The sequence below is a fragment of the Actinoplanes sp. TFC3 genome, assembly GCF_001553785.1.
In the GTDB taxonomy this organism is placed as follows: Bacteria; Actinomycetota; Actinomycetes; order Mycobacteriales; family Micromonosporaceae; genus Actinoplanes.
Genome location: NZ_LOJP01000002.1, coordinates 71,694 through 97,376, shown reverse-complemented (window position 1 = coordinate 97,376; position 25,683 = coordinate 71,694). Strand labels below are relative to the sequence as shown.

Annotated in this window: 25 protein-coding genes, 1 tRNA gene and 1 pseudogene; 15 read left to right on the top strand and 12 right to left on the bottom strand. The window is 68.7% G+C overall.

Annotation, left to right across the window (positions count from 1 at the left end; translation table 11 throughout):
- Positions 1-165: 165 nt before the first annotated feature.
- On the bottom strand, positions 166-522 hold the full coding sequence (locus TFC3_RS27410) for a hypothetical protein (RefSeq protein WP_067507907.1): 357 nt from the start codon (positions 520-522) through the stop codon (positions 166-168).
- 523 nt (positions 523-1,045) lie between these two features.
- A complete protein-coding gene (locus TFC3_RS27405; protein ID WP_067509717.1) occupies positions 1,046-1,516 on the bottom strand; it encodes a hypothetical protein in 471 nt (156 codons plus the stop codon).
- A 47-nt stretch (positions 1,517-1,563) separates the two neighbouring features.
- Here TFC3_RS27405 and TFC3_RS27400 point away from each other — a divergent pair, with 47 nt between their 5' ends.
- From TFC3_RS27400 to TFC3_RS37410, 4 genes and pseudogenes are all read left to right on the top strand, one after another.
- Positions 1,564-2,706: a serine hydrolase gene (locus TFC3_RS27400; RefSeq protein WP_067507905.1), complete on the top strand. Its 1,143-nt coding sequence runs from the start codon at positions 1,564-1,566 to the stop codon at positions 2,704-2,706.
- A complete protein-coding gene (locus TFC3_RS27395; RefSeq protein ID WP_067507903.1) occupies positions 2,703-3,077 on the top strand; it encodes a nuclear transport factor 2 family protein in 375 nt (124 codons plus the stop codon). The genes TFC3_RS27400 and TFC3_RS27395 overlap by 4 nt, the downstream gene beginning before the upstream one ends.
- Positions 3,078-3,172: 95 nt before the next feature.
- A pseudogene (locus tag TFC3_RS40560) lies at positions 3,173-4,185 on the top strand (serine/threonine-protein kinase).
- A gap of 80 nt (positions 4,186-4,265) precedes the next feature.
- On the top strand, positions 4,266-4,598 hold the full coding sequence (locus TFC3_RS37410) for a hypothetical protein (protein WP_153040505.1): 333 nt from the start codon (positions 4,266-4,268) through the stop codon (positions 4,596-4,598).
- On the opposite strand, the gene TFC3_RS27380 is transcribed toward TFC3_RS37410, so the two are convergent.
- Genes TFC3_RS27380 through TFC3_RS27350 form a run of 7 tightly spaced genes read right to left on the bottom strand, consistent with a single transcriptional unit; the run spans position 4,552 to position 13,138 of the window.
- Positions 4,552-5,841 carry a HAMP domain-containing sensor histidine kinase gene (locus TFC3_RS27380; RefSeq protein WP_067507897.1) on the bottom strand — a complete coding sequence of 430 codons (1,290 nt, stop codon included), beginning with the start codon at positions 5,839-5,841 and terminating at the stop codon, positions 4,552-4,554. The two genes, TFC3_RS37410 and TFC3_RS27380, sit on opposite strands and share 47 nt — an antisense overlap.
- Entirely contained in the window at positions 5,838-6,494 is a 657-nt protein-coding gene (locus TFC3_RS27375; RefSeq protein ID WP_236718477.1) for a response regulator transcription factor, read from the bottom strand. Before TFC3_RS27375 ends, TFC3_RS27380 begins: the two co-directional genes overlap by 4 nt.
- 56 nt (positions 6,495-6,550) lie before the next feature.
- Positions 6,551-7,825 carry a cation:proton antiporter gene (locus TFC3_RS27370; protein ID WP_067507895.1) on the bottom strand — a complete coding sequence of 425 codons (1,275 nt, stop codon included), beginning with the start codon at positions 7,823-7,825 and terminating at the stop codon, positions 6,551-6,553.
- Complete coding sequence (locus tag TFC3_RS27365) at positions 7,822-9,081, bottom strand: cytochrome P450 (protein ID WP_067507893.1); 1,260 nt, start codon at positions 9,079-9,081, stop codon at positions 7,822-7,824. The genes TFC3_RS27370 and TFC3_RS27365 overlap by 4 nt, the downstream gene beginning before the upstream one ends.
- Complete coding sequence (locus tag TFC3_RS27360; RefSeq protein ID WP_082772547.1) at positions 9,078-10,070, bottom strand: alpha-hydroxy acid oxidase; 993 nt, start codon at positions 10,068-10,070, stop codon at positions 9,078-9,080. Before TFC3_RS27360 ends, TFC3_RS27365 begins: the two co-directional genes overlap by 4 nt.
- Before the next feature lies 1 nt (position 10,071).
- On the bottom strand, positions 10,072-11,628 hold the full coding sequence (locus TFC3_RS27355) for an NAD(P)-binding domain-containing protein (RefSeq protein WP_201787296.1): 1,557 nt from the start codon (positions 11,626-11,628) through the stop codon (positions 10,072-10,074).
- Positions 11,621-13,138, bottom strand: a complete 1,518-nt coding sequence (locus tag TFC3_RS27350) for an aromatic amino acid ammonia-lyase (protein ID WP_067507886.1) — start codon at positions 13,136-13,138, stop codon at positions 11,621-11,623. The genes TFC3_RS27355 and TFC3_RS27350 overlap by 8 nt, the downstream gene beginning before the upstream one ends.
- 64 nt (positions 13,139-13,202) lie before the next feature.
- Here TFC3_RS27350 and TFC3_RS27345 point away from each other — a divergent pair, with 64 nt between their 5' ends.
- From TFC3_RS27345 to TFC3_RS37400, 11 genes are all read left to right on the top strand, one after another.
- The gene (locus TFC3_RS27345; protein WP_067507884.1) at positions 13,203-14,747 is read left to right on the top strand and encodes an NAD(P)-binding domain-containing protein; all 1,545 of its coding nucleotides are present in this window, start codon (positions 13,203-13,205) and stop codon (positions 14,745-14,747) included.
- The gene (locus tag TFC3_RS27340) at positions 14,737-16,137 is read left to right on the top strand and encodes a class I adenylate-forming enzyme family protein (protein WP_067507882.1); all 1,401 of its coding nucleotides are present in this window, start codon (positions 14,737-14,739) and stop codon (positions 16,135-16,137) included. Before TFC3_RS27345 ends, TFC3_RS27340 begins: the two co-directional genes overlap by 11 nt.
- A gap of 346 nt (positions 16,138-16,483) precedes the next feature.
- On the top strand, positions 16,484-17,494 hold the full coding sequence (locus TFC3_RS27335) for an iron-siderophore ABC transporter substrate-binding protein (RefSeq protein WP_067507880.1): 1,011 nt from the start codon (positions 16,484-16,486) through the stop codon (positions 17,492-17,494).
- Between the two features lie 4 nt (positions 17,495-17,498).
- Complete coding sequence (locus TFC3_RS27330; RefSeq protein WP_067507878.1) at positions 17,499-18,518, top strand: iron ABC transporter permease; 1,020 nt, start codon at positions 17,499-17,501, stop codon at positions 18,516-18,518.
- The gene (locus TFC3_RS27325) at positions 18,515-19,546 is read left to right on the top strand and encodes an iron chelate uptake ABC transporter family permease subunit (RefSeq protein WP_067507875.1); all 1,032 of its coding nucleotides are present in this window, start codon (positions 18,515-18,517) and stop codon (positions 19,544-19,546) included. Before TFC3_RS27330 ends, TFC3_RS27325 begins: the two co-directional genes overlap by 4 nt.
- Positions 19,543-20,352, top strand: coding sequence for an ABC transporter ATP-binding protein (locus TFC3_RS27320; protein WP_082772545.1), 810 nt, complete (start codon positions 19,543-19,545; stop codon positions 20,350-20,352). Before TFC3_RS27325 ends, TFC3_RS27320 begins: the two co-directional genes overlap by 4 nt.
- Positions 20,349-21,083, top strand: coding sequence for a siderophore-interacting protein (locus tag TFC3_RS27315; RefSeq protein ID WP_067507873.1), 735 nt, complete (start codon positions 20,349-20,351; stop codon positions 21,081-21,083). Before TFC3_RS27320 ends, TFC3_RS27315 begins: the two co-directional genes overlap by 4 nt.
- On the top strand, positions 21,080-21,616 hold the full coding sequence (locus tag TFC3_RS27310) for a pyridoxamine 5'-phosphate oxidase family protein (RefSeq protein ID WP_067507871.1): 537 nt from the start codon (positions 21,080-21,082) through the stop codon (positions 21,614-21,616). The genes TFC3_RS27315 and TFC3_RS27310 overlap by 4 nt, the downstream gene beginning before the upstream one ends.
- A 32-nt stretch (positions 21,617-21,648) precedes the next feature.
- On the top strand, positions 21,649-21,801 hold the full coding sequence (locus TFC3_RS38240; protein ID WP_161952686.1) for a hypothetical protein: 153 nt from the start codon (positions 21,649-21,651) through the stop codon (positions 21,799-21,801).
- 882 nt (positions 21,802-22,683) lie between these two features.
- Positions 22,684-22,950 carry a hypothetical protein gene (locus TFC3_RS36305; protein ID WP_082772543.1) on the top strand — a complete coding sequence of 89 codons (267 nt, stop codon included), beginning with the start codon at positions 22,684-22,686 and terminating at the stop codon, positions 22,948-22,950.
- A 90-nt stretch (positions 22,951-23,040) separates the two neighbouring features.
- A complete protein-coding gene (locus TFC3_RS37400; protein ID WP_153040503.1) occupies positions 23,041-23,775 on the top strand; it encodes a hypothetical protein in 735 nt (244 codons plus the stop codon).
- Between the two features lie 237 nt (positions 23,776-24,012).
- On the opposite strand, the gene TFC3_RS27300 is transcribed toward TFC3_RS37400, so the two are convergent.
- The 3 genes from TFC3_RS27300 to TFC3_RS27290 form a co-directional block, all read right to left on the bottom strand.
- Positions 24,013-24,084 (bottom strand) — tRNA-Arg (locus TFC3_RS27300).
- Between the two features lie 48 nt (positions 24,085-24,132).
- Positions 24,133-24,807 (bottom strand): DUF305 domain-containing protein, encoded by a 675-nt coding sequence (locus TFC3_RS27295; protein WP_067507866.1) that lies wholly within the window; start codon positions 24,805-24,807, stop codon positions 24,133-24,135.
- On the bottom strand, positions 24,807-25,604 hold the full coding sequence (locus tag TFC3_RS27290) for a DUF3105 domain-containing protein (RefSeq protein WP_067507864.1): 798 nt from the start codon (positions 25,602-25,604) through the stop codon (positions 24,807-24,809). The genes TFC3_RS27295 and TFC3_RS27290 overlap by 1 nt, the downstream gene beginning before the upstream one ends.
- Between the last annotated feature and the right edge of the window lie 79 nt (positions 25,605-25,683).

Sequence of the window (25,683 nt, the reverse complement as noted above, 5' to 3'; positions counted from 1 at the left end):
GGAACGACCGGTACCCACCGGGGGCATGCCGGCCCCGGGGGTGCGCCGGCTTGCCCCCGGTGGGTACCGGTCGTTCCTTGGCCATGGCGGACTCCTGTCGGGCAGCGGTCGGCGCCGGCACCTCGCCGCCACCGGTGGAGTCAACGATTGGTCTGGCCGGGGGATTCAGGTCAGGGCGGGCCGAGTTTGCCGATTGCGCATGCGAAGGGTGGCCAGCAGGCCGCCGATGCCCGGATTGCGCCGGTCAGGATGAGCGCGGCAACCGCGGTCAGCGCCATCGACGCGATGAGCCAGGCGTCGCCCAGCACGGCCGAGGCTGCTCGCGGTGGCCAGGCCGAACATCGGGACCAGGCTCCCCAGGCCGGCGTACACGCGGCAGATCCGGTGCAGGGTACGCAGGATGGGAACGCCGTCCGGGGTGGCGCGGCGCAGAACGCCGGGGAACATGCCGGCTGCCACGGTTACCGGGCCGATCGCGCTGATCGTGGCGAGGACGTGCAGCGAGAGGAGCACTTCGGTCACGTCTGACGACCGTAGGGCCGAGCTTCGCGCCGGAACAGTGGCGAGAATGCCATAGGACAACGGAATCTTGCCACCATGGTGGCCGGGTCGGTGCCAAGCCGAGGCGGATAGAACCGTCGTTCCGGAAAACGGCGGCGGCCGCTGCGGCGCGACTGTCAGTGACGCCGTGGGAAAGCGACAGCGCGCGGGCAAAGCTCATCGAGCTTGATCAACCATCGGCGCCGCGCGGATCGACCATGGAGCCCCGCCTCGCCGGCTGGATAGGAGCTGCGTGCAGGAATCGACCACCGCGGACGTCGCGGCCCGCGCGCGAATATGAGTACCCGCATGCTGAACCGCCGTTCCGGGAGCGCACTGGAACCCTTCCGTTGCAGTAGCGGCACCTGGCGTCTATCCGCCGAGCGCAGCACCTACCGGAGACCACAGTTGAAGGCGTCGACCGAATAGGATCAGTGGTGGGCCTCGGCTCACCCGCTACGCTGCGTGACAGATTCGCGCGTGTGATCGGCGCCGGCCCTGGGCGTCAGTCGTTGAGCTGAGCGCGTTCGATCTCGGCCAGCGCGGCGGTCAGCACCTGCTCGATCGGTTCAGCCCCGATCAGGTGGTCGAGCAGCAGCGCGGCGTGCAGGCCCAGCCGGTCCGGCTTGGGCACCGGGTCGCCGTCGTCCTCCCAGACCCCTAGCGCGTTGGCCAGCAGATAGAGCGTGACCTGCGGGTCGACGCCGGGACACCAGGGCGACGCCGCACGGACGGTGCCGGCCAGCGCGGCGCGCACATCGTCGGCGTCGAGGCCGTCGGGGTGGCGGGTTTCCAGCAGCACTCGTACGGCCGTACCCAGAATCAGTCCGGTTTGGCCTTGATCTTGCGCGCTCAGCTCGGCTACCGCGCCGGTCAGGGCCGCCGCGTCCTGCTCTCTGGCCGCTGTCACCGCGGCTGCCGTGGCTGCGGCGATGGGCCGGGCCGGCGCGGGTAGCTGCCGCCATTGGTTGGTCACCACCCGACGTTAGCGAAAATGTCGGTGGTCCCTGGCAAGGTGATCCCATGACGTTGCATGAGGTTCTGGCCGCCCGCGTCAAGCGCGGCGACATCCCGGGATTTGTCACGCTCGTCGCCCGCGGCGATGACGTGCGCGCCGACGTGTCCGGCACCACCGAGGCCGGCGGGGGCACGCCGCTGACCCGCGACACCATCTTCCGCATCACCTCGCTCACCAAGCCGGTGCTGGCCGCTGCGACGCTGATCCTCGCCGAGGACGACGTCCTGGACCTCGAGGAGCCGATCCACCGGCTGCTGCCCGAGCTGACCGGGCAACGGGTGCTGACCCGCCCGGACGGCCCGCTCAACGAGACCGAGGCGCTGCACCGGCCGGCCACCGTCGAGGACCTGCTGACCTGCCGGATGGGCACCGGCATGATTACCGAGCCGTCCTCCGACCGGCCGTTTCCCATCGTCGTCGCCGCCGCCGAGCTGCAACTGGCGCTCGGGCCACCCGACCCGCGCACGCCCTGGGATCCCGACGCCTGGATGCAGAAGTTCGCGTCCCTGCCGCTGCTGACCCAGCCGGGCGAGAAATGGCAGTACGACACGAGTTACCTGGTGCTGGGCGTGCTGCTGGCCCGCGCCGCCGGTCAGCGCCTGGGCACGGTGCTGCGCGAGCGGATGTTCGACCCGCTCGGCATGCGCCACACCGGATTCACCACCGCCGGGCTGCCTGAGCCAGCCGCCGGGCTGCCTGAGCCAGCCGCCGGGCTGCCCAAGCAATATGTGGGCGGCAAGGAGATCAGCGACCCGGACATCTGGCTGGAGGAGCCGGTGTTCCCGTCGGGGTCCGCGGGCCTGGTCTCGACGGTGGACGACTTCCACGCGTTCGCTCGGATGCTGCTGCGCAAGGGCGTGCACGGCGGCACCCGGTTGCTGTCGGAACGCTCCGTCGAGCTGATGACCACCAACCGGCTCACCCCGGCCCAGACCGCGGAGGACAACGCGCTGCTGCCCGCCGGCACCGGGTGGGGGCTGGGGGTGGGGGTCGGCACGGTGTCGCCCGAATACGGCTGGTCCGGCGGTTATGGCACGCATTGGTTCAACAACCCGGCCGAGGACCTCACGGCCATCCTGTTCACCCAGGTCAGCGACGTGCTGTGGGACGGCACCGTGACCGAGTTCCGGCAGCGGGTGTACGCATGACCAGCCTGGCCGCGGTGACCGCGTGGATCGAGAACTACCGGCAGGCCTGGGACACCAACGACCCGGCCGCTATCGGCAACCTGTTCGCCGAGGACGCCGCCTACTTCACCGAGCCATATGCCAAGCCGTGGCTGGGCCGCGCCACCATCGTGGCCAACTGGCTGGCCCGCAAGGACGACCCGGGCACGTTCACCTTCACCTGGCACCCGGTGATCATCTCGGACGACCTGGCCATCATCGAGGCCAAGACGACGTACACCGAGCCCAAGGCGGCGGTCTATCGCAACCTGTGGGTGCTGCGGCTCGACGATGTGGGGCAGGCCCGCCAGTTCACCGAGTGGTGGATGGCCGAACCCGAGCAGGGGGTGTGAACCGGGTCCCGGTCGGGCAGACTGCGGCGGTGGTGGTGCGCGAGCGGGTGATCGGCGAGCGTTACGTCCTGCTGGAGGAGCTGGGGCGCGGCGGGATGGCCGTGGTGTGGCGGGCGCGGGACGAGGTGCTGGGCCGCTCGGTGGCGATCAAGCTGCTGGACGGGCCCTCGGCCACCGACCCGGTGTCGCGTATGCGCATCCGCGACGAGGCCCGCGCGGCGGCCGCCCTGTCCCACCCGCACATCGCCCGGATCTACGACTACGGCGAGACGCTGACCGGCGGGGATCGCGTTCCCTATGTGGTCATGGAGCTGGTGCACGGCAGCACGCTGCAGGAGCTTGCCGGTCGCGGACCCGTCGCCCCCGACGAACTGATCCGGCTGGGTGGCCAGATCGCGTCCGCGCTGGCCGCGGCGCACGCCGAGAGGGTGGTGCACCGCGACATCAAGCCGGCCAACATCATGGTCACCGGCTCCGGCGCCAAGGTCGTCGACTTCGGTATCGCGGCGGCTGCCGGGTTGCCGGCCGCCGACGAGGAACTGCTGGGCACCCCGGCTACCTGGCCCCGGAGCGGCTGATCGGCGATCGGGTGGAACCGGCCTCCGACGTGTACGCGCTCGGCGTCATGCTTTACCGCCAGCTCGCGGGGGAATCGCCGTGGTCGGTGGAGACGACCACTCAGATGCTGACGGCGCATGTCTACGTGGACCCGGTTCCGCTGCGCCAGTTGCCGGGGGTGCCCGACACGGTGACCGCGCTGGTGAACCGCTGTCTGCGCAAGGAACCGGAGGAGCGGCCCAGCGCCGGGCACGTGTCACAGGCGCTGCTGAGCCCGCCACCGCCCGCCGTCGCCGCCGTCGCCGCCGTTCCGGCCACTTCCGTCGCTCCGGCTGAGCCCGGCGTCCGGTGGCGCAAGATCGTGCTGGCCGGGGTGGCCGTCGCCGCGGTCGCGGGTGGCGCGCTGATGCTGGCGGATCGGGGTAGCGACCCATCGGAAGCCACGATGCTGCCGGGCGCCCCGTCCTCCGGCCCAACGCCATTTCCGGTACGCCGACCGCGCCGTTTCCTGCTGCGACAACCGCTGGACCGACGCCGACCGCGGGGCTGACACCGGCCACCGGGCCAACGCCAGCCGGTGAAGTGACGCCGGCTGCTGGGCCAACGCCGGCTGCTGGGCTCACGCCGGCCGTGGGGCTGACGCCAGCCGCTGGACTGACGCCGGCCACATCCCGGCCCATCGTCACAGCAACCAAGGCCACGCCCCGCAAGAGCGCCCCGCAAACCGGAGAACCCACGCCAACGCTCTCCTCACCGAAGACCTTCACGTCGGTCGGCGGCACGGTGGAGGCTCAGTGTGTTTCCGCCACGCAGGTCGAGATCGTCAGCCAGACGCCGGCCAAGTCGTACAAGGTGGAGGATGTCTCGGCGGCGGCGGTCGTGTTCAAGCACGGCAACAGCCGGGTCCGGATGGCGGTCACCTGCTCGGGTGGCGAGCCCAGCGTGGCAACGTCACCGCAATAGCGGCGGCTCGCGGGCGCTGCGGTGCCGGGGCGTCGGTCAGGGGCAGGCGGATGGTGAAGGTGGCCCCGGACCCCGGCCGGCTTTCGGCGGCGATGGTGCCCCGGTGGCTGGTGACCACCTCGCGCAGCAGGGCCAGGCCCAGCCCGAAGCGCCGGTCGCCGGCCCCGGCGCCGCGGTGGAAGCGGTCGAAGAGGCGTCCGGCGTCGGCCGGGTCGAAGCCGTCGCCGGTGTCGCGCACCACCAGCTCGGCCTGGCGCGCGGCGGGGCGAGCCGTCACCTCGATGCGGCCGCCGGCGGGGGTGTGGGTCAGGGCGTTGGCGAGCAACTCGCTGATCACCCGTCGCAACGCGGATTCGATGCCCGCCACCGGAAGCGGGTCCGGGGACACGCTGAGCTGCACCAAGATGTCCTTCTCGGCGGCCCGGTCGGCTTCGCTGGCCACGGCTTCGCTGGCCAGCGCGGCCACATCGACGGGTGGGCCGGTCGGCAGGTCCGCCGGGGCAGCGGCCAGACGAGCCGACAGCAGCAGCTCGTCGACGATCTCGCCCAGCCGGCGGGTGGTGCCGACGAGCTTTTCCAAGTCGCGGCGGTCGGCGTCAGAGCCGGTCGTGCGGGCCCGGCGGGCGAGCAACTGGGCGCGGGTGTGGACCTGGGCAATGGGGGTGCGCAGCTCGTGGCTGGCGTCGGCGACGAACCGGCGCTGCTTGCCGAGCGCTTCGGCCAAGGGGGCCACCGCGCCGCGGCCGACCAGGATGCCGGTCAGCACGGCGGCCAGCAGGCCCACGGCGGCGGCCAGCCCGAAGGCCATCAGCAGGTGCCGGCGGTCGGAGAGCTGGAAGCGGGCGTCGAACACGGCTTGCACGACGCCGGCGCCGCGGGGCTGGGTTCGTACGTAATAGGTGGTGCCGTTGCGGTTGATCTGAGTGGTGGTGTCCGCGTGGGTCCGGCTCACCTCGTCGATCGCGTCGCGCAGGGGGAAACCGGGTGGGGCGGGGCGGTCACCGGTGTCGAGGGTGCTGCCGTCGTACAAGAAAATCCAGCTGCAGCCGGGTGGCCCGGCGGTGGTCCCGTTGAGGGCGCCGTAGCCGAGTTCGCGGTTGATCTGCTCTTCCTGGCTGTGCAGCAGCACGGCGTAGGCGATGACGCCGGCCAGGGCGAGCAGCACGCTGATCGCGAGCCCGACCAGCAGGCCGATGCGCAGCCGGGTCCGGCGCACGATCTGGCGTTCGAGCGGAAGGGTCACAGGGATCCCAAGCGGTAGCCCAAGCCGTGCACGGTCTGCACCACGCCGCGGCCCAATTTGCGACGCAGGTAGTAGACGTAGGTGTCCACGATGGAGGCCGCGGCGGCTTCGTCGAACACCTGGCTGCGTAACGAGGAGCGGGAGTGCACGGCGTTGGGGCGGGCGGCGAGGACGCGCAGGAGCTCGAACTCGCGCGCGGACAACGCCACCCGGGTGCCGTCGGGAAGCGCTGCATCGCGCAGAGAGAGGTCGAGCACGCCGGGGCCGAGGCGCAGCACGTCGGTGGAATCCGAGGTGCGCCGGCACAGGGCGCGGATGCGGGCGCTCAGCTCGTCCAGGTCGAACGGCTTGACCAGGTAGTCGTCGGCGCCCGCGTCGAGCCCGGCGATCCGGTCGTCCACCGTGCCGAGCGCCGTGAGCATGAGCGCCCGGGCGGCCACGGCGCGCGAGCGCAGGCGGGTCACCAGATCCAGGCCGTCGAGCGCGGGCAGCAGGCGGTCGATGACCATCACGTCGTACGAGCGGGTCAGCCCCAGGTGCAGGCCGCGCTGCCCGTCCGGGGCCTGGTCGATGACGTACCCCTCGTCCTGCAGGGTCTCGGTCACCATCCCGCGCAGGTCGGCGTCGTCCTCGACCAGGAGCAAACGGTGCATTCCCCGACCTTGGCACATGGACGACCATAAATGCTTGGTGAAACTTGTCTCTTCAATTAACCGGCCGAAGGACTACCCGTGAGCACCGCGCCGGGTGTAGAAAAGGGAACGCGTGCCTCCCGGCGGTCGATCAGCGTGAGCAGCGGCGTCGTCATGATCGTGGTGACCAGTGCGACCAGCACCAGCACGGTGAACAACGACGGGTTGACGATCCCGGCGTCGAGCCCGACGTTCAACGCGATCAGCTGCATCAGGCCCCGCGCGTTCATCAGGGCACCCACGCGCACCGCGACCGGTCCGGGTTCACCACGTAACCGCGCCGCCGCCCAGCACGCACCGAACTTGCCCACGATGGCGACGGTCACGCAGGCCGCCGCGAACAGCAGCACCGCGGGGTTGCTGAGCAGCGCAAACTCGGTGCGCAGGCCGGAGAAGGTGAAGAACAGCGGCAGGAACACGGTGGAGGCGATCGGGGTCAGCGTGTCCATCACCCGGTCGGCGCGCTCGTTCGTGGGCATGACCACGCCGAGCACGAAGGCGCCGAACACCGCGTACAGGCCGATCTCGTCGGTGTACCAGGCCACCAGGAACAGCAGGGCCACCACGCCGAGCATCCGGCCCTGATCGGTGAGGCGGTCGGTGCCCAGCAACGCGCCGGTCACCCGCTTGCCGCCGATCCACGCCAGCAAGCCGAAAAGCACGGCACCGCCCGCCGTCACGAACGCCGGGCCCGCCTCACCCGAGGCGAACGCCAGCACCACGGCGAGCATGATCCACGCGACCGCGTCGTCGACGGCCCCGCTGGCCAGCGCCAACGAACCGTGCCGGGTGCCGGTCAGATTGCGTTCGGTGATGATGCGGGCGAGCATCGGGAACGCCGTGATGGCCAGGGCCACGCCGACGAACGCGGCGGAGACGCCGAGCGACGTGCCCTCGGCCCGGATGGGGACCGCGTCGGCGGTGAACAGCACCAGCACGACCCCGAGGGCGAGCGGCGCGAGGATGCCGGCCAGCGAAACCGCGCCCGCGGTGCCGGCCATCCGGGTGACTTTGTGCTGTTTGAAGGCGTACCCGGTCTGGAACATGAACAGCACCAGCCCGACCTGGCCGACCACGTAGAGCACCGGCAGCAGGGGAGCGGGGAACAACGCCTCCTGCGCGTGCGGGAACAGCAGGCCCAGTAGCGACGGCCCGAGCAGGACGCCGGCCAGCATCTCGCTCACCACGGGCGGCTGACCGGCCTTGCCCAGCAGCCAGGCGACCAGCCGGCAGAAGACCAGGATCACGACGACCGCGATGAAGAACCGCGGGGCGAGCTCGGTGGGAGTCACTGCATTACCTCTTCGAAGTAGGTGGCGCAGAGCTTCTGGCGCCGGGCGTCGAGCACCATCCAGGTGCCGAAAACGAGCTGCTTGAGGGAACGGCCGAAGTCCTGGGCCTTGTCGGTGGCGCGCAACCTCCGCAGCAGCGTCAGGGAAGGACCCTTGATCCCGGGCGGCGTCAGATAAGCGGGTCCCCGGCTGGGTAGCGATCGCGTGTGCACGACGGAGGAGGAAATGGCGAAACGGCGCAGCACTGTGCGGGTAACGGCGCGCATCATCACCGGCGCGGAACCGCGGGCGGGGCAGGCACGATTGGCCGTGATGCCGAACGGAAGAAAGTGCGCGTCCCTGCGTTTGAGGGTCAGCCAGCGGTCCGGGTCGAAATGCTCGTCGGCGGCCGGGCCGGTGCGCTGATAGGCCAGATAGTTGAACAACAGCACCGAGCCGGCCGGCAGCGTGACGTGCTCGTCGACAACGATCGGCGCGGACGTGATCCGGTGCGCGATGCCGAACAACGGGTGCACTCGCAACGTCTCGTCGATGAGACGGTCGATTGCGTCATCATCGTCCACTGCGGTGAAGCCCTGCGCGCACAACAACACATGGGCCATTGCCTCGGACATCTGCACAACAGCGGTGTTGAAGAACGCGCCCTGCAGGTACCACGCTGTTTCCTGCGCGGTGAACGGTTCCGGAAGCACAACCGGGCAGGTGCCGTTCTCGATGCGCTCCACCAGATAGCGGGTGAGCCGATCGCGGCGATCCAGGTGCCGCAGGCTCAAGCCTTTCAACGCGGTGACCACATCGTGGGCATTGGCCACGATGAGGTCCCGGGCGTCGCGGGGGCACGGCTCGCCGAAGACGAGTTCGTAGTAGACCTCGGCCCAGATCGGCATCATCAGGTCCCGCAGCCTCAGCAAGCTTCGTCGTTGCGCCGGCAGAGTTTCCAGGACGCGAGAGGCTGCGGCCGCCGCCAGCGCTTCTGAGCGCTGATGCGGAATGGCAAGAACTTGCCGCGTCGTGCGAGCCACGGTCCGATACCGCTCACCCGGTTCGAGATGCTCCTGATGCATCTGCGGCCCCGGAGCCAGCCAGTACCAGAACAAGTCGGAGAGCCCGGCGCCCCGGCTGCGCCCATCCGCTGCCGGATCGGAATACACCCGCTCGAAATGCTCGGCGCCGACCAGCGGTCCGGGCACCGGAATTCCCTCGGCGCCGTTCACCTTCTCGAAAATCCATTCCCGGAGCCGGATCACCGCCCTCACCGGGACACCGCCACGAGATCAGGGGTCAGCCCGGCCGCCCGTTTCGCCCCGGCCAGAGCCATCGCATGGTCCAGCTCGGCGGTCAGCTTCAGCAGCTCATCTCGTACGCCCAAAGCCCCACCCGCCGCCAAAGCGTGCACCACCGGCCGCCCCACCAGCACTGCATCGGCCCCCAAGGCCAGCGCGATCAGCACGTCAATCCCGCGCCGGACCCCGCCGTCCAGCAACACCGGCATCCGGCCATCCACCGCCTCGACCACCCCCGGCAGTGCATCAACCGAGGCCACCGCGCCGTCGAGTTGCCGTCCGCCGTGGTTGGACACGATCAGCCCGTCGAGCCGGTGCTGCACCGCGAGCCGCGCGTCGGCCGGGTGCAGCACGCCCTTGAGCAGGATCGGCAGCCCGGTGATGCCGCGCAGCCAGGCGATCCGGTCCCACCCGAGCGTGGCGTCCATCGCGATCGGACGGACCGCGCCGGTGTCGTCGCGCAGGTTCTCGCACACCAGCCCCGCGGGCAGGTCGAGGAACCCGTTGCGCAGGTCGCGTTCGCGCCGGCCGAACACCGGCGAGTCGGCCGTCACCACCAGCGCCCGGCACCCGGCTGCCTCGGCCCGCTTGACCACCGCCTCGGTGAACGCGAGGTCGGGCTGCGGGTAGAGCTGGAACCACAGCGGCCCGCCCGCCGCCGCGATGTCCTCGACGCCCAGGGTGGCCGCCATGCTGACTACCATCAGCGAACCCGCCTCGGCGGTACCCCGGGCCGTGGCCGCCTCGCCGTCCGGGTGCGCGAGCTTGTGGAACGCGGTTGGGGCGACCAGCACCGGCGTGGCCAGCTCGGAGCCGAACAGCGTGGTGCGCAGGTCCCGCTCCCCGGTGGCCCGCAACACCCGCGGTACGACCCGAAGCCGCTCGAACGCCGTCACGTTGGACCGCAGCGTCCGCTCGGCTCCGGCCCCGCCGTCGAAGAAGTCCCGGTGCACGGGGTCCATGTCAGCCCTCGGCGCCGCTGAGGCAGCGCTCCAGAAAACCCTCAAGCGGTTTGACATGCACCTGCGGCCGGTTCCATTCGTTCTCCAGGTTCTCGGCGAGGTGGTGCGTGGCGATCAGCTGGCCCTCGCGGTGGTATCGCACCACCGGGTGCAGGTACGCCGCGTCGTGCGCCTGGCCCACGGCGTCCTGCGCGATCCGGTTGACAGTGATGTCGAACGGGTCCACCTGGTCATGCTCGGGGCCGTACTCCAGGGTGATCACGAAAGCGTGCTCGTAGTCGTGGTCGGCGGTGAACAGCCCGGTCTGCTCGAAGTAGGCGACCGGCACCTCGGCGTGGTACCGCGCGTCTGCCCCGGCGACGGTCACCACGTCGGCGAGCACGCCGAACTGCTGCCACAGCGCCGAGGTGCGGTTGACCCGTTCGATGATCGCTGCGGTCATGGCGTCCGGGGTGCCGTCGAGCTTGTCGGCGGGCCAGGGCGTTTCGGCGTACCGGCGCTCCAGGATGTTGTGCAGCGCTCGCACCGCATAGCGGAAGCCGTGGATGAAACCGTTAGTGGATTTCTTGAAGTCGCGTTCCTGCGAGATCGTGCCGGCGAAGTAGAGCCCGGGAACGTTTACCGATTCCCATTCCTCGGTCTGCGCCGGGAAGCGCTCGTTGACGGCGAGCTGCGGGCGGCACGAATCGTCGAAGATCGAGGCGTCGAACCGGAAGCCGGTGCACGCCAGCACCCGGTCGTAATGCAGTTCCTTCACGACTTCCTGCACCCGCGAGAAGCTGAACGCGACCTTGTAGCCGTCGCCGTCACGCTCGATCCGCTTGATGGTTCCGTCGAGGATCGCGTTCGCCGACTTCAGTTGGTATGTGTCAAGGAAGTTGTTGTTCACCGCACGCAGATGACCGACGTAATGGGTGCGCCAGGCCAACTGCACCGAGCTCGGTCCGGCCACGTGAATGAGCGTGGTCGTCTCCATCAGATTGTCGGCCGTCTCGAACGCGGAGTTGCCCTTGCCGACGATCAGCACTCTCTGATCGGTGTAGTCGCGTGGGTCGACGGGCATCTCGTCGTAGCCCTCAGCCAGCTCGAAGCCGGGAATGCCGGGCCGGTAGAGCTTCGAGACGCCGGTGGCGACGATGACGCGCCTGGCCTGCCATTCTCTGTTGCCGGCGCGGACAGTGAAGACGTCCTTGTGCCGGGAGACGGTGGTGACCCGCGCGTTGTAGGCAATCTTCAAACCGCGTGCGAAGTCGGCCAGATACCGCACCATCACGTCGGCGGACGGAAAATAGCGCTCGGTGTACTTGGTGAACAGCAGCTCCGGGTCGTCGCTGAGCAACGAGTTCCAGTCGAGGCGCAGGTTGACTTCCGGATCGTCGGTGCCGGTGTGCGGCTTGTTTATGGAGATCAGCGTCCGGTGCCGGGGATAAACGGTGAAGAAAGCGCCAGGGGCGTCCGAGCCCTCCAGCACCAGATAATCGCGCTTACCGTCGGACTCCAGCAGCGAGGCGAGCTGCAACCCGGCCGGTCCGGCCCCGATGATCAGATAATCAAGCATCACGGCCCTCACCGTAGAAGTCAGAAATCAGAGAAATATCAAGCGATTCCATGACCCTCGCGGCCGTTCGCACGTCACCGTCGAGCGGCCGGTCCGGATCAATGGGCGGTACGGCCACAGCCAGCGCCTCCAGCACCTGAGCGCACCCGGTGGCGGTCGGGGTCCGGGCACCCACGTGCACCGCCTGGCGCAGCCCGAGGGCCAGCGAGCCGGTGATCAGGCTGAGCAGGTTCGCCTGGTCCAGTGCCCGCAACGCGGCTTGCGTGCCGAGCGGGATGACGTCCTGGTTGTGCAGGTTCGTGGGCAGGCTCTGCATGCTGGCCGGCATGGCATCGCGGCGGATCTCGGCGATCAGCGCTGTCGACGCGAGCTGCACGCCCTGCAACCCGTGCTGCTGACCGGGTCCCGCGGCCAGCATGGGCGGCAGCCCACCGTTGCGCACCGGGTCGACGAGCAGATCGAGCTGGCGTTCGGCCAGGTTGCCGAGCTGGGCGATGACCATGGCGAGCACGTCCCCGGCGAACGCGGCGGGCTGGCCGAAGAAGTTGCCGCCGTGCACCACCTTGTCCTCGCCGGGGAAGAACAGCGGGTTGTCGCTGACCCCGGCCAGGTCGGCGGCCACCACACCGTCCACATAGCGCAGCGCATCCTCGGCCGCCCCGAGCAACTGCGGCGCACACCGGATGCTGTACGGCTCCTGCAACGCCCGCTCACCCGACGGGTACGCCCCGGCCAGTACCTGACGCATGAACGAGCCGACGTCGATGGCCCCGCGGTGGTGGTAGCGCGCCAGCAGGTCGGCGTCGAGGAACTGCGGGTCGCAGCCGAGCAGATCGGTGAGCAGGCAGGTGAGCACCTGCAGGACCCGGTGCGAGGTGCGCACCCGGTGCAGGGCCAGCGCGGTGGCCGCGGTGGTCAGCGACGTGCCGTTGACCAGGGCCAGCGCGTCGCGCCCGTCGAGTGGCAACGGCTCCAGCCCGGTCCGGGTGAGCGCCTCGGAGGCGGGGAGCCGGCTGCCGTCCACGTACGCGAACCCGCGGCCCCGCAACGCCTGTGCCGCCGCGCCCAGGGGGATCAGGTCACCGCTGGCCCCCACGGAACCGAGCCGGGGCATCGCCGGGGTGAACGTCGTGCCGAGCATGGCCACCAGCGCGTCGATGACGTGCGGAGACACCCCGGACGCGCCCTGGGCCAGCGAGCGGGCCCGGATCAGCATCGTGGCCCGCACCACCCCGGGATCGAGGTCCGGCCCCTGACCGGCGCCGAGGTGCGCGAGCGTGTTGTCAGCCTGGTCGCGCTGGTCGGCGCGGCCGGCGTACCCGACGAGCGCGCCGAAGCCGGTGGTGTTGCCATAGACCGCCCGGTCGTCGCCGAGCACCTTGGCCAGGAACACCCGCGACGCGGTGACCCGCTCCCGGACGTCCGGCCCGGCCAGCACCGTGATCGGGTCCCGGGCCGCCCGCAGATCCCCGAGGCGTAGCGGACCCGCCAGATCCACCTGATATGTCATGGGTCCGGACGGTAGAGACGAATTCTCAGAACGCTCTGAAATCGCGTCAGTACGGTCCGGTCGCATGACGCACGACTACTTGATCATCGGGGCCGGGCCCGCCGGGCTGCAGCTCGCCGCCCTGCTGCAGCGCGACGGCCACGACTACGTGGTCCTGGAGGCCGGCGCCGGGCCGGGCACGTTCTTCCGCACGTACCCGCGGCACCGCCAGCTGATCTCGATCAACAAGGTGTGGACCGGGTCCGGCGATCCGGAGTACAACCTGCGCGCGGACTGGAACTCGCTGCTCAGCGACGACCCGGCGCTGCTGTTCAAGAACTACAGCAAGCGCTACTTCCCGGCCGCGGACGATCTGGTCCGCTACCTGCATGACTTTGCGCGCGGTCTGAACGTCACCTACAACACCCGGGTCACGCGCGTTGCCAAGGCAGGCGCCGATTTCGAGGTCCAGGCGGGGGATGCGGCCTATACCGCCAGACGCGTAATAGTTGCCACCGGCGTCCCCCAGCTTTATGTGCCCGACATCGAGGGCGCCGAGCTGGCCGAACGCTACGACACCGTCAGCGTCGACCCGGACGACTTCACCAACCAGCGCGTGCTGATCGTCGGCAAGGGCAACTCGGCGTTCGAAACCGCCGACGCGCTCGTCGAGACCACCGCCGTCGTGCACGTGGCCGGCCCGCACTCTGTCAAGCTGGCCTGGCAGACCCACTACGTCGGGCACCTGCGTGCGGTCAACAACAACTTCCTGGACACGTACCAGCTCAAGAGCCAGAACGCCGTCCTGGACGGCACAATCGAGAAGATCACCGCGCGCGAGGGTGGCGGGTTCCGCATCCTTTTCCGGTACGCCCGCACTGTCGAACGCCTCCGCGAACTCGACTACGACCGGGTCATCCTGGCCACCGGCTTCCGGTTCGACGCGTCCATCTTCGACACCTCGGCCCGCCCGAACCTGGTGATCGAAGACCGCTTCCCCGAGCAGACCCCGGCGTTCGAATCGGTGAACATCCCCGGCCTCTATTTCGCCGGCACCCTCACCCAGCAACGCGACTTCAAGAAATCGACAAACGGCTTCATTCACGGATTCCGGTACGGCGTCAGAGCCCTGTACCGCATCCTCGAAGCCCGGTACCACGCCCAGCCATGGCCGGCCGAGCGCCTGGACGCCACCCCCGAAGCGATCACCGACGCCATCATCGCGCGCATCAACGTGACCTCGGCGCTGTGGCAGCAGTTCGCGGTGCTCGCCGACGTGGTGACACTGGACGACCAGGGCGCGCACTACCACCAGGAAGTGCCGGTGGCGTACCTGAAAGACGGTGGGCTCGGCCCCGGACCCTTCGCCATCGTCGCCACCCTCGAATACGGCCCCGACCACGACCAGGTCGACCCGTTCGACATCACCGTGCCGCGCATCGCCGAGAACGACGCAGCCGCCGCCCACGACGCGAGCTACCTGCACCCCGTGGTCCGGGTGTACCGCGACGGCCAGATCCTCGCCGTGCACCACCTGGCCGAGAACCTGGAGAACCATTGGAACCTTCCGGCCGTACACCAGCAGCCGCTCGCCGTGTTCCTCAAGGGTGTGCTGGCCGATGCCTCGTGAGATCTGGCCCCAGCCCGTGCTGGACCTGCTCGCCACCGGTGACAGCCGCCCGGTCTTCGAGGACGGCGACCAGGTGATCACCGCCGTGGAGATGAGCGGGTTGATCCGCCGGATCGCCAGCGGCCTGCGTGCTGCCGGAATCGGGCCAGGTGCCGGCGTGGCCCTCAACCTCGGCGTACATGCCCACGCGTTCGCGGCCACGATCGCAGCGTTCGCGGTCGGTGCACGGGTCTCCGGGCTGCGTCCCGGCCTCACTGCGGAGCAGTTGGCATCCCTGCTGAGCCGCGACGACGCGCTGCTGATCGACGATGCGCGGGTCACCGAGCTTGCTGCCACGCCGGACGACGGCACTCCCTTGGTGGCGGCCGGGCGACCCCGGGACATCGCCCGGATCATCTACACGAGCGGCAGCACCGGCAACCCGAAGGGGTGTGCTCAGACGTACGCGGCAATGTCCTCGGCTTGGGCGCCCTACCCCGACCGCTGGCCGCCCGCGATCGCCGACCTTGCCCCCCGCCTGCAGCGGTACCTGGTTTTCGGCTCGCTGAGCAGCCAGGTCATGCTCGAATACGGCATCCTCGCCCTGGCCGCTGGCGGTGTGCTCGTGGTCGCGCGGCGCCCGATCTTCCCCGACGCGCTGGTGGAAACCCGGGCCACCGCTAGCGTGATCACGGTGGGCAAGCTCAACCAGCTCGTCCGCGACCAACGCGCCAACCCGGCGGACCTCAGCACCCTGCGCGCCCTCGTGGTTTCGGGCTCACCCCTGGACGCCGACCGGCTGACCGAGGCCCTGGACGTGCTCGGCCCGGTGGTCTTCCACGGCTACGGCCAAACCGAAACCGGCATGATCGCCATGCTCACACCCGACGAGATGCTGACCGGCCCGGCAACCCGCACCACGGTCGGCCGCCCTCCGACAGTCACGGCACTGTCCCTCCGAGACGGAGAACTGTACGTCCGCACCCCGTCGCAGGCACAGTGCTACTGGAACGCCCCGGCCGAGTCGGCGGAGGTGTTCGTGGATGGCTGGGTCCGCACCCGTGACCTTGCCAGCCTGGACGACGACGGCTACCTGAGCCTGTCCGGCCGCACCCGCGACGTCATCATCGTGCAGGCCACCCTGGTCTACGCCGGCCCGATCGAACGCGTCCTGGCCACCGACCCCGCAGTCGCCGAGGCATACGTGATCAGCCGCCCGGACGAGACGACGGGGGAGGCCGTGCACGCGTACGTGGTCCCCTCAGCCGTCCCCGACCCGCACCGGCTGCGCGAGCTGGTGCGGGCGCGGCTCGGGGAGACCTCGGTCCCGCAAACGATCACCGTCATCGACCGGGTCCCCGTCGCCCCGAGCGGCAAGCCGGACAAGGGCGCGCTGCTTCACATGAGGTGAACCTCGACGCTGAAGCCGGGCGCCAGCGCGCGATTGAGGTGCCCAGCGTGCGCTCCCAACCACTGAACGGCGTCGTTCGGAGCCGCAGTCGCCTGCAGCAACACGTAATCGTCGGCGCTGCCGGTCGCCTCCGGTCACACCTGCAGCAACGCAGCTGCACGTTGCCTGAAACCTCCTGGTCACGGGGTCGAGGCGGTGGTGAGTTGTCGGTTTAGCCGGGATTGGCAGGCACGTTGGGGCGGGTTGGAAGGGCCGAGCGTGTGAGCTTTTCCGCACCGGCTTGATGATCTAGTGGTATGCAAGGTTAGGTAAGCCAAACCTTCGCCGAACCACGGAGTCCTCCGCCATGCGTTTCGTCCCCAACCGAGGCCGCCGGCTGTTGCTGGCCGCCGTTGCCGCAGCCGTCACCCTGAGTGCCTGCTCCACGACCGGTACGGAGGGCAACGACGCCGCGGCGCCGGCCGCCTCTGGCTCGGCCGGGGCCGCCTTCCCCGCCACCGTGACCACCGCGTTCGGCGACATCACCATCACCAAGCAGCCCGAGCGGGTGGTGACCCTGGGCTGGAGCGACGCCGAGGTGGCCCTCGCGCTGGGCGTGCAGCCGGTGGGCGACTCGGACTGGCTGGCCTTCGGCGGCGACGGTCAGGGCCCGTGGAACCAGGGCAAGTACACCACCCCGCCCACCATGGTCGGCACGCTTGAGCCGGACATGGAGAAGATCGCGTCGCTCAAGCCCGACCTGATCCTCGACACCCGGGCCAGCGGTGAGAAGGACCGCTACGACAAGCTTGCAGCGCTGGGCGTGCCGGTCGTCGGCATCCCGGCCGGGGCCACCGCGTACACCACCACCTGGGATCAGCAGCTCGACCTGGTCGGCAAGGCGCTCGGCAAGTCCACCGAGGCGGCCAAGCTCAAGACCGACCTCGAGGCGCAGTACGCCTCGGTGGCCGCGGCCAACCCCACGTTCAAGGACAAGACCGTCAGCGCCGGCGTGAAGTCCAGCCAGGGCTGGGGCGCGTACGTCAGCGGCGACGGCCGGATCGACTTCCTGCAGAAGCTGGGCTTCAAGAACGCCGACAAGGTCGAGGCGCTCAAGAAGGACAACTTCTTCATCCCGCTCTCCCAGGAGCAGGTCGGCCTGCTCGACGCCGACCTCACCACGATCTTCATGATCGGCGTGAAGACCGACGAGGTGAAGAACGACAAGCTGCTGCAGAACGTGCCCTCGGTCAAGGCCGGCCACGTCGTCTACCTCGACGACCCGGCGATCTCCAACGCGTTCTCCAGCAACTCCGTGCTGGGCATCAGGTACGCCCTGGACAAGGTTCCGCCGCTGCTTTCCGCGGCCCTGGGCTGAGGCAATGCCGGACTCTCGCGTCCGGCGAGCCGCCGCGCTCACCACGGGACTCGTGGTGACCGCGGCGGTTCTTGCCGGGGTGGCCCTGCTGAGCCTGGCCGTCGGCTCGCAGCACGTGCCGTTCGGCACGGTGCTCAACGCGCTGTCGCATGCCGACCCCAACCGCAGCGACCACCTCATCGTCACCGAGGTACGGCTGCCGCGCACCTTCGTCGGCCTGCTCGCCGGGGCGGCGCTCGGGCTGGCGGGCGCGATCATCCAAGCCGTCACCCGTAACCCGCTGGCCGACCCGGGCATCCTGGGCATCAACGCCGGGGCCGGGTTGTTCGTGGTCATCGGCATCAGCGTCTTCGGCGTGGGCAGCCTGTCGGGCTATGTCTGGTTCGGCTTCGCCGGGGCCGCGGTGTCAGCCGTGGCCGTCTACGTCATCGGCTCGCTGGGTCGCGGGGGTGCCACCCCGGTCAAGCTTGCCCTGGCCGGCGCGGCGTTGACCGCGGCGCTACTGTCGTTCACCACTGGCGTGCTGGTCACCGATGTGCGGACGTACGATCAATTCCGCTTCTGGCAGGTTGGATCTCTGTCCGGGCGTGGCGCCGACATCGCGTGGCAGGCGCTGCCGTTCCTGATCGCCGGCGTGATCGTGGCGCTGATCTCGACGCGGTCGCTCAACGCGCTGGCGCTCGGCGATGACGTGGCCACCTCGCTGGGGCAGAACGTTGCCGTGGCCCGGCTGATCGCCGCGGCCGCCGTCGTGCTGCTGTGTGGCACCGCGACCGCGATGGCCGGCCCGCTGGTGTTCATCGGGCTGATCGTGCCGCACATGGCCCGCATCATCACCGGCCCCGACCACAAGTGGCTACTGCCGTACTCGATGCTGCTCGCCCCGATGCTGCTGCTGCTCGCCGACGTGCTCGGCCGGGTCATCGCGCGGCCCGGCGAGGTGCAGGTCGGCATCATCACCGCGATCATCGGCGCACCGTTCTTCGTGATCCTGGTCCGGCGCGGAAGGCTGGCCGAACTGTGAGTGTGGAGATCATTTCCGTGGCGCGGCGCCGGGAGTTCGCGCGGGCTCGTACGGTCAGCATCGTGCTCGCCATCCTGGTGGTGGTGCTGTTCGCGCTGACCCTGTCGTACGGATCCTTCCAGGTGTCGCTGCCCGACATCGTGCGCTCGCTGCTGGGCCGGCAGACCCCGCCGCAGGTCGACTACATCATCCAGACGCTGCGGCTGCCCCGGGCGATCGTCGGCACGCTGGCCGGGCTGTCGTTCGGGCTGTCCGGGATGATCTTCCAGCAGCTCGTCCGCAACCCGCTGGCCAGCCCGGATGTCATCGGAGTCACCTCGGGGGGCAGCGCTGCGGCCGTACTGGCCATCGTGATCTTCGCGGCCAGTGGCACTGTCATCTCCGTGGTCGCGCTCACCGGAGCCGTGACCACCGCGCTGCTGATCTACCTGCTGGCCTGGCGCAAGGGCGTCGGCGGCTACCGCTTCGTGCTCGTCGGCATCGGCGTCGGCGCGGCCATGGGTGGGCTCACCTCGTTCCTGCTCACCCGTGCGGACGTACGCGTCGCCTCGGATGCCCTGATCTGGCTCTCCGGCAGCCTCAACGGCCGCACCTGGGCCGACGTCCGCCCGCTCGCGGTTGCCTCGCTGATCCTCGTGCCGCTCACGCTCATGCTCGGCCGCGCGCTGCTCGGTCTTCAGCTCGGCGACGACGTGGCCAAGGGCCTCGGCCTGCCCATCGAACGCAGCCGGCTGGCCCTGCTGCTCATCGGCGTCTGCCTGGCCGGCACGGCAACCGCCGCCGCCGGTCCGATCGCCTACGTCGCCTTCGTGTCCGGCCCGATCGCCGCCCGGCTCGTCGGCGGCGGACGCCCCACCCTGCTGCAAGCCGGGCTGTTCGGCGCGGTGCTCGTGCTCGCCGCCGACTTCATCGGCTCCCACCTGCTCGGATCGACGCCGTTCCCGGTCGGCGTGGTCACCGGCATCATCGGCGCGCCCTACCTGCTGTGGTTGCTCGCCACGTCGAACCGAACCGGACGAGGAGGATGACCGTGCCCGCACCGTCCACCCTGCAAGCCCAGGGACTGTCGCTCGGCTACGGGGAACGCCGGGTGGTCAACGACCTCAACCTGGAGATCCCGACCGGCAAGGTCACCATCATCGTGGGTCCGAACGCCTGCGGTAAATCGACGTTCCTGCGCGGCATGGCCCGGCTGCTGTCGCCGTCGGCCGGCTCGGTGCTGCTCGACGGCAAGTCGATCCACTCCGAACCCAGCCGCGACGTCGCACTCAAGCTGGGCATCCTGCCGCAGGGCCCGGTCGCGCCGGACGGCATCACCGTCAACGACCTGGTGAGCCGGGGCCGGCATCCGCACCAGGGCTGGTTCCGGCGCTGGAACCCCGAGGACGAGGATGCGGTAGGGGCGGCTCTGACGGCGACCGGGACCTTGGAGCTGGCGGCGCGTTCGGTCGACGAACTGTCCGGTGGTCAGCGCCAGCGCGTGTGGATTGCCATGGCGCTGGCCCAACGTACCGGCATCCTGCTGCTCGACGAACCCACCACCTACCTGGACGTGAGCCACCAGGTTGAGGTGCTGGACCTGCTCACCGACCTCAATGAGGCGGAGGGCGCGACAGTGGTCATGGTGCTGCACGAGCTCAACCTGGCCTGCCGCTACGCCGATCATCTGGTGGTCATGAAGAGCGGCGCGATCGTCACCGCGGGCGAGCCCACCCAGGTGCTGACCGCCGACGTGGTGGAGGAAGTCTTCGGGATGAGATGCCAGGTGGTACCCGACCCGGTGTCCCACACACCGATGATCGTGCCCATCGGCCGGCATCGGGTGTCGGCATGACCGCGGTGGTCGAGGCCACCGTGATGCAGGTTCGCCAGCTCAGCCCGTCGTTCGTGCGCATCACGTTCGCCGGGTGCGCGAGCATGACCAGCCACGGCTACGACCAGCGGATCAAGATCCTGCTCGCGCTTCCCGGTCAGGATCGGCCCGTGCTGCCCCTCTCCAGCGATTGGTACGGCGAGTGGTGTGCCATGCCCTCAGCGGTACGGCCCATCATGCGTACCTTCACCATCCGCTCCCAAGACGGCGACCTGGTGGACATCGAGTTCGCCCTGCACGGCGACGCCGGACCCGCCTCGGCCTGGGCACGGGCCGCCCGTCCCGGCAGCGTCCTCGGCATCGTCGGCCCCACCCCCGACGACGACTTCCGAGCCGTGCAATACGAACCCGGCGAGCACGACTGGCAGCTGTTCGTAGGCGACGACACCGCACTGCCCGCGATCTCGTCCCTGCTCGAAACGCTGCCCGCCTCGGTCGACGCACGTGTCTTCGTCCAGATCCCGCATCAGCGCGACATTCGTGAGCTGCCCAGGGATGTCACCTGGACCGTGGGAGGCGGCTTGGCTGAAGCTGTGCGGTCGGCTGACCTGCCTGCCGGCACTGCGTACGCATGGGTCGCTGCCGAGGCCGCCATCGTGCGTGACGTGCGGAGATACCTGTGCAGGGAACGTGGCTGGGACAGCAAGGCCCACTGCTTCTCGGGCTACTGGAAGGCAGGCGAGACCGAATGAGGATCACCACCTCGGAGCAACTGCGCGCGATTGTTCCGCCGCCCCACGCTGACCTGCGCGACAAGGCCATCTCGTTCATCGACGCGGAAAGCGCCCGGTTCCTGCAAGCGGCCACGTTCTTCCTGCTGGCCACCACCGGAGCGGACGGCTCAGTCGACGTCTCCCCGCGCGGCGAGGCTCCCGGCGGCGTCACTGTGCTCGACGACAAAACCGTGGCGTTCCTCGACAGCCCCGGCAACCGCCGCCTCGACAGCTTCCGCAACATCCTCGAATGCCCCAACGTCGGCATGCTGTTCATCGTCCCCGGCCGTGATGAGACCGTGCGGCTCAACGGCCAGGCGGCGCTGTACCAGGACGGAGCCGGAATCCGGGTCGAAGTATCGGTCGAGGAACTGTTCCTGCACTGCGGCCAGTCCCTCAAAAGGGGATCGGTCTGGGACGCCGCCGGCTGGCCGGACCCGGTCACCGTGCCGTCCTTCCGAGCCATGATCAAGAGTACGGTCGCAGCCCGCCAAAGCATGGCAGTCGCCTAAAGCCGGCCCGCCGGCAACCGATACTCACCGGCATGAGCCACACCTGGACCGACCTCGCCTACACCTGGTTCGGCGACCTCGGCGTCGTCCCCTGGTGGGGATGGGTGGCCACGCTGATCATGATCTTCGGTGGGATTCTGGGGCCAGGTATCGAAGCAATGAACAGCGTCCAGGAGGAGGACTAGGGGCGGCGCTGAGCCGGCAGCGCTAACTCGAGTTTCAAGGTTCACTGCGTCAGTCGGGGGAGCCAGGGACCGCATGTTCGCGCGGACTCTACTGAGATGACCAGTCAACGCAGTGCGCTCGTCGCACATTGCCCGCTGCGACTGCTACCGTCGTTGACGCGGGGCGATCTCAGATGTCCTGCACAGCCTCAGGGCCCGTCTTCGACGGGCCCTTTGTGCATCTACCGTAGGCCTCGACCCCATAGTTCTTGCTGTCCCGCGAGCGGGAGCCGACAGAAACCAGCAGAGTTCATGGTGCACTCTGGGTCCAGCCTCTTCCACATCGCAACCTTCGCCGGCCCAGGTTGCCGAGTGGGCCGGACAGTCACCCGAGGTGATGTGGCGTATCTACGCCGGGTGCCTCGACGGGGGACAGGAAGAGCTGCGCCGCCGGATGGAGGCGGGCTTCGCAGGCCGGTTCACCGCCTCCGCCTGGATTTCGTCCGAAAGTAGTTCGCCCAGGCTCGCTACCACTACATGTTAGAAGTGACGTAATCCACCACTGCCCGGCGCGCGTGGGGGAGCCTGTTTTAAGAACCGGATAAAAGTTACGGAATAGCTGAATTGGTTCTTGACATCCCAGTTAAGCTCACCGTCGCTACGCGATGCTTCGCACCCGACGGGCGGTGAGCTTAACTGGGATCGCGTGCTAGTTGTGCTGCCCGAGGCTGGTCACGGCTTTTCCCGGCCCTCGTGCCGTTGTGATTTGAGGAGACTCGGTGAGGGAGGCTTGACATCCGGGTAGCCGCGTCTCCCTAAACTCAGTATCGTTGCATCCGATGAAGCATGGTGTTGAAGGGTACTTGGGTACTTCGGTATCATGAGTCTTGAAGGGGACCGAACATGGCTGCTACGTCTGCTCCCATCAAGGTCGATGTTGGAACCGACCAGCTCATCTCGCATGCTGCTCACTTCCTGGGCAAGGCCAAGAAGGATGTTGTAGAACTCGCCGTACGCGAATACATAGAAACTCATCGCGGTGAGATCAATGAGGGTGTTCGTGCGGCTCTTAGTCAGCTCGATGGCTCGTCTGCATCCGCAGTCGCACTGCTCACCGACGTTCCAGTCGATCAGCTGCAAGAGTACGGCGGCATGCCTTCCGGGCGGTGACGAAAGGGACGTTCAGAGACGGATGGGTTGGTTGTCTAAGCTCGCCTGATGAGGGGTGAGTCTAAACCGGTCCGTCCTACGCGCCTTTGCATGGCCGATCTTGAATTGTCAATTCCACCATTCGATGTATCTCTGTGTCGGGTTGACCATCCGCTGATCGGCGAGGCTCAACGGCTACCGGAGGCGTATGCGGCCGGCGGGGTCGAGAGAATTTTGTCGCTCAAGGACCGCGTGTGGTTCAAGGTCAAAACTGGCCGTTGGCGCGGTGCGGCGACTCGCCTGCCGGAAGCTGATCGAGCCGATGCTGGCCCCCACGTTCGTCAGGCGCCCTGGTGGCTTGGCGCAGGGGGATACCGGCGGGACGGCGACCCCGGCGACTTCTATGCCGCTTTGAAGGCTTCCTGGGATCGCGACGGCGGGGATTCCGACAAGTGGATGCCTACGGACTGGGACTGGCGACGCCTTCAACTTGAGCATGCATACGCATGGGAAGCGAACATCCGCAGGATCGTCCGAGATTTGATTACCCGGTCACTTCAGGACGGATACCAATATCAAGCGGAATTCGAGCACTACAGATTGAGCGCTTTGACCCGCGCTCGCGGGCAAGAGACCTACCTCATCGTTGGCACTGAGAACATCGCCGACCCTAAAGTGTTCGCGATCATTATCAATGCTATCCCCGGCATCGACCCCGATAGCTGGCTGCCAGAACCGGATGGAGTTGCCGGCATTCAGCCAAAACCCGGTGAAGTGATCTGGTCGACGATCATGCCGCCATCGGTCGCGGCGCAGCTGCTCGATGACCGTTCCGGAGACAGGTAGTGCTGTAGGGCCGGCTCTTTAGGCTCGATCGCATCGCCCCGTGCCGGTGCGTCTGTTCCATCCCATGAAGTTGGAGGAAGGGCCGCGATGGCGCGGGCGATTACCATCACTCTCGGTACGCCCTCGGTACAGATCGCCGTATAGGGCCGTTGGCGGCCGGACACGGCCAGAGTTACGAGTAAGGCCGCTGACAGCGCTTGCGCTGCTCAGCGGCCTTGAAGTCCTGGTGAGAAATTGTGCCCCCGGCAGGATTCGAACCTGCGCTTTCGCCTCCGGAGGGCGACGCTCTATCCCCTGAGCTACGGGGGCTCAGTGAGGGGAACTCTAGCAGCCTGCCCCGAACCCCCGCCAACCGGGTTACTTCTGCTGGATCTTCTTGAGCATGGCGTCGATGAGGGTGATTTCGCCCTGCTGGCTGCTCACCATGCTGTCGGCCAGCCAGTCGACGTCTTTGTTGTCGGACAGGGCCAGGGCTTCCTGGGCCATGTGGATGCCGCCCAGGTGGTGCTGGCGCATCAGGGTCAGGAACTGTACGTCCAGGTCGGTGCCGGTGGCGGTGCGGAGCTTGGCCAGTTGCTCGGGAGTGGCCATGCCGGGCATCAGGCCGTTTACCACTGCGCCTGCGGAGCCGGGCATCCAGGCCATGGGGGCTTCCGAGCCGGTGGGGCTGAGGTTCCAGTCGCGCAGCCAGGCTTGCATGTAGTTGATTTGGCCGTGCTGGGTCAGGGCGATGTCGCCGGCCAGGGTTACCACGTCTTTGTTTGTGGAGTTGGCGTGGGCGATCATGGCCATCTCCACCGCTTGGGCGTGGTGGGTGCTCATGTCCCTCAGGAACCCTGCCTCCACCGAGGTGTCTTCCGGGGTGCCGAACAGGCGGGGGTAGAGGATGCCGCCGGCCGCGCCGACCAGCAGGCCGAAGATCAGGACGGCGGCGAGCCAGCCCGGCCCGAACCGCGGGGTGCGGTTCGGGACCGAGCCGTTGACCTGGTCAGCGGCGGCGGCCGCCGGGTCCGAGTCGGTGGAGACGGTCACTACTGGCCCGTCGTCGCGCCGGCGTCGGCGGCCTGGATGGGGCCGGTGGTGGTGTTGCCGCCGGAGCAGGCTGCGCCGGGTTCCATGCTGGCCTTGAGGCGGGCATCCTTGATGAACTCGTCGATGCGCTTGTCGTCGGCGTTGTCGACCTTGAGCTGGTAGCCCCACACCTGCAGGGACACGTTCTTGTCGAGCCCGGCGATGGGGCTCATCAGCATGTACTCCTGGCCCTGCACCTTGCTGGTCAGCTTGGCCACCTGGTCAGCGGCGAGCCCCTGCTTGTACGTCACCCACACGGCACCGTGCTCGAGGCTGTGCACGGCGTGCTCGTTGGCGATCGGCTCGGTGTACACGTCGCCCATGCAGTTCTGCCACGTCGGGTTGTGGTCGCCACCGACGGGCGGGTTGGTCACGTAGGTGAGCGCGCCGTCCTTGTGGTTGCGGGAGTCGATCGCCGCGTCCTTCTTCGCGCGGTAGTCGGTCACGCCGTCGATCGCGGTGACCTTGTCCTGCCACGAGGCGCTGCCCTTGACCGAGGCGTAGACGCCGTAGCCGATGATGCCGACGGCGATCAGCACCACCACGCCGGCCACCGCGATCGGGCCCCAGTTGCGCCCGCCGCTGACCTTGACCGGGGTGACCTTCTTGCCTTTGCCACCCTTGCCGCCGCCGGGGCGCGCACCCGCGGGACGGGCACCTCCAGCCTTCTTGGCGGCGGGCGGCTTGCCCTGGCCGGACGTCTTGTCGACCTTGACGGTGGACGGAACCCGTTCGGGCCCCGGGGTGCTCATGCTCATCGTGCCTCGTCAATTCACAGGGATGGTCGGGCCGGGCCCGCGCGCAGGCCCCGGTACGCCGCCGGGCGCCAAAGTCTAC

Bases quoted from the DNA above. Each gene is read 5' to 3' on its own strand.
- TFC3_RS27400 (WP_067507905.1), top strand. From the start codon at position 1,564: ATGACGTTGCATGAGGTTCTGGCCGCCCGCGTCAAGCGCGGCGACATC.
- TFC3_RS27395 (WP_067507903.1), top strand. From the start codon at position 2,703: ATGACCAGCCTGGCCGCGGTGACCGCGTGGATCGAGAACTACCGGCAG.
- TFC3_RS27375 (WP_236718477.1), bottom strand. From the start codon at position 6,494: ATGCACCGTTTGCTCCTGGTCGAGGACGACGCCGACCTGCGCGGGATG.
- TFC3_RS27360 (WP_082772547.1), bottom strand. From the start codon at position 10,070: ATGGACCCCGTGCACCGGGACTTCTTCGACGGCGGGGCCGGAGCCGAG.
- TFC3_RS27355 (WP_201787296.1), bottom strand. From the start codon at position 11,628: ATGCTTGATTATCTGATCATCGGGGCCGGACCGGCCGGGTTGCAGCTC.
- TFC3_RS27350 (WP_067507886.1), bottom strand. From the start codon at position 13,138: ATGACATATCAGGTGGATCTGGCGGGTCCGCTACGCCTCGGGGATCTG.
- TFC3_RS27345 (WP_067507884.1), top strand. From the start codon at position 13,203: ATGACGCACGACTACTTGATCATCGGGGCCGGGCCCGCCGGGCTGCAG.
- TFC3_RS27340 (WP_067507882.1), top strand. From the start codon at position 14,737: ATGCCTCGTGAGATCTGGCCCCAGCCCGTGCTGGACCTGCTCGCCACC.
- TFC3_RS27335 (WP_067507880.1), top strand. From the start codon at position 16,484: ATGCGTTTCGTCCCCAACCGAGGCCGCCGGCTGTTGCTGGCCGCCGTT.
- TFC3_RS27330 (WP_067507878.1), top strand. From the start codon at position 17,499: ATGCCGGACTCTCGCGTCCGGCGAGCCGCCGCGCTCACCACGGGACTC.
- TFC3_RS27320 (WP_082772545.1), top strand. From the start codon at position 19,543: ATGACCGTGCCCGCACCGTCCACCCTGCAAGCCCAGGGACTGTCGCTC.
- TFC3_RS27315 (WP_067507873.1), top strand. From the start codon at position 20,349: ATGACCGCGGTGGTCGAGGCCACCGTGATGCAGGTTCGCCAGCTCAGC.
- TFC3_RS27310 (WP_067507871.1), top strand. From the start codon at position 21,080: ATGAGGATCACCACCTCGGAGCAACTGCGCGCGATTGTTCCGCCGCCC.
- TFC3_RS38240 (WP_161952686.1), top strand. From the start codon at position 21,649: ATGAGCCACACCTGGACCGACCTCGCCTACACCTGGTTCGGCGACCTC.
- TFC3_RS36305 (WP_082772543.1), top strand. From the start codon at position 22,684: ATGGCTGCTACGTCTGCTCCCATCAAGGTCGATGTTGGAACCGACCAG.
- TFC3_RS37400 (WP_153040503.1), top strand. From the start codon at position 23,041: ATGGCCGATCTTGAATTGTCAATTCCACCATTCGATGTATCTCTGTGT.
- TFC3_RS27290 (WP_067507864.1), bottom strand. From the start codon at position 25,604: ATGAGCATGAGCACCCCGGGGCCCGAACGGGTTCCGTCCACCGTCAAG.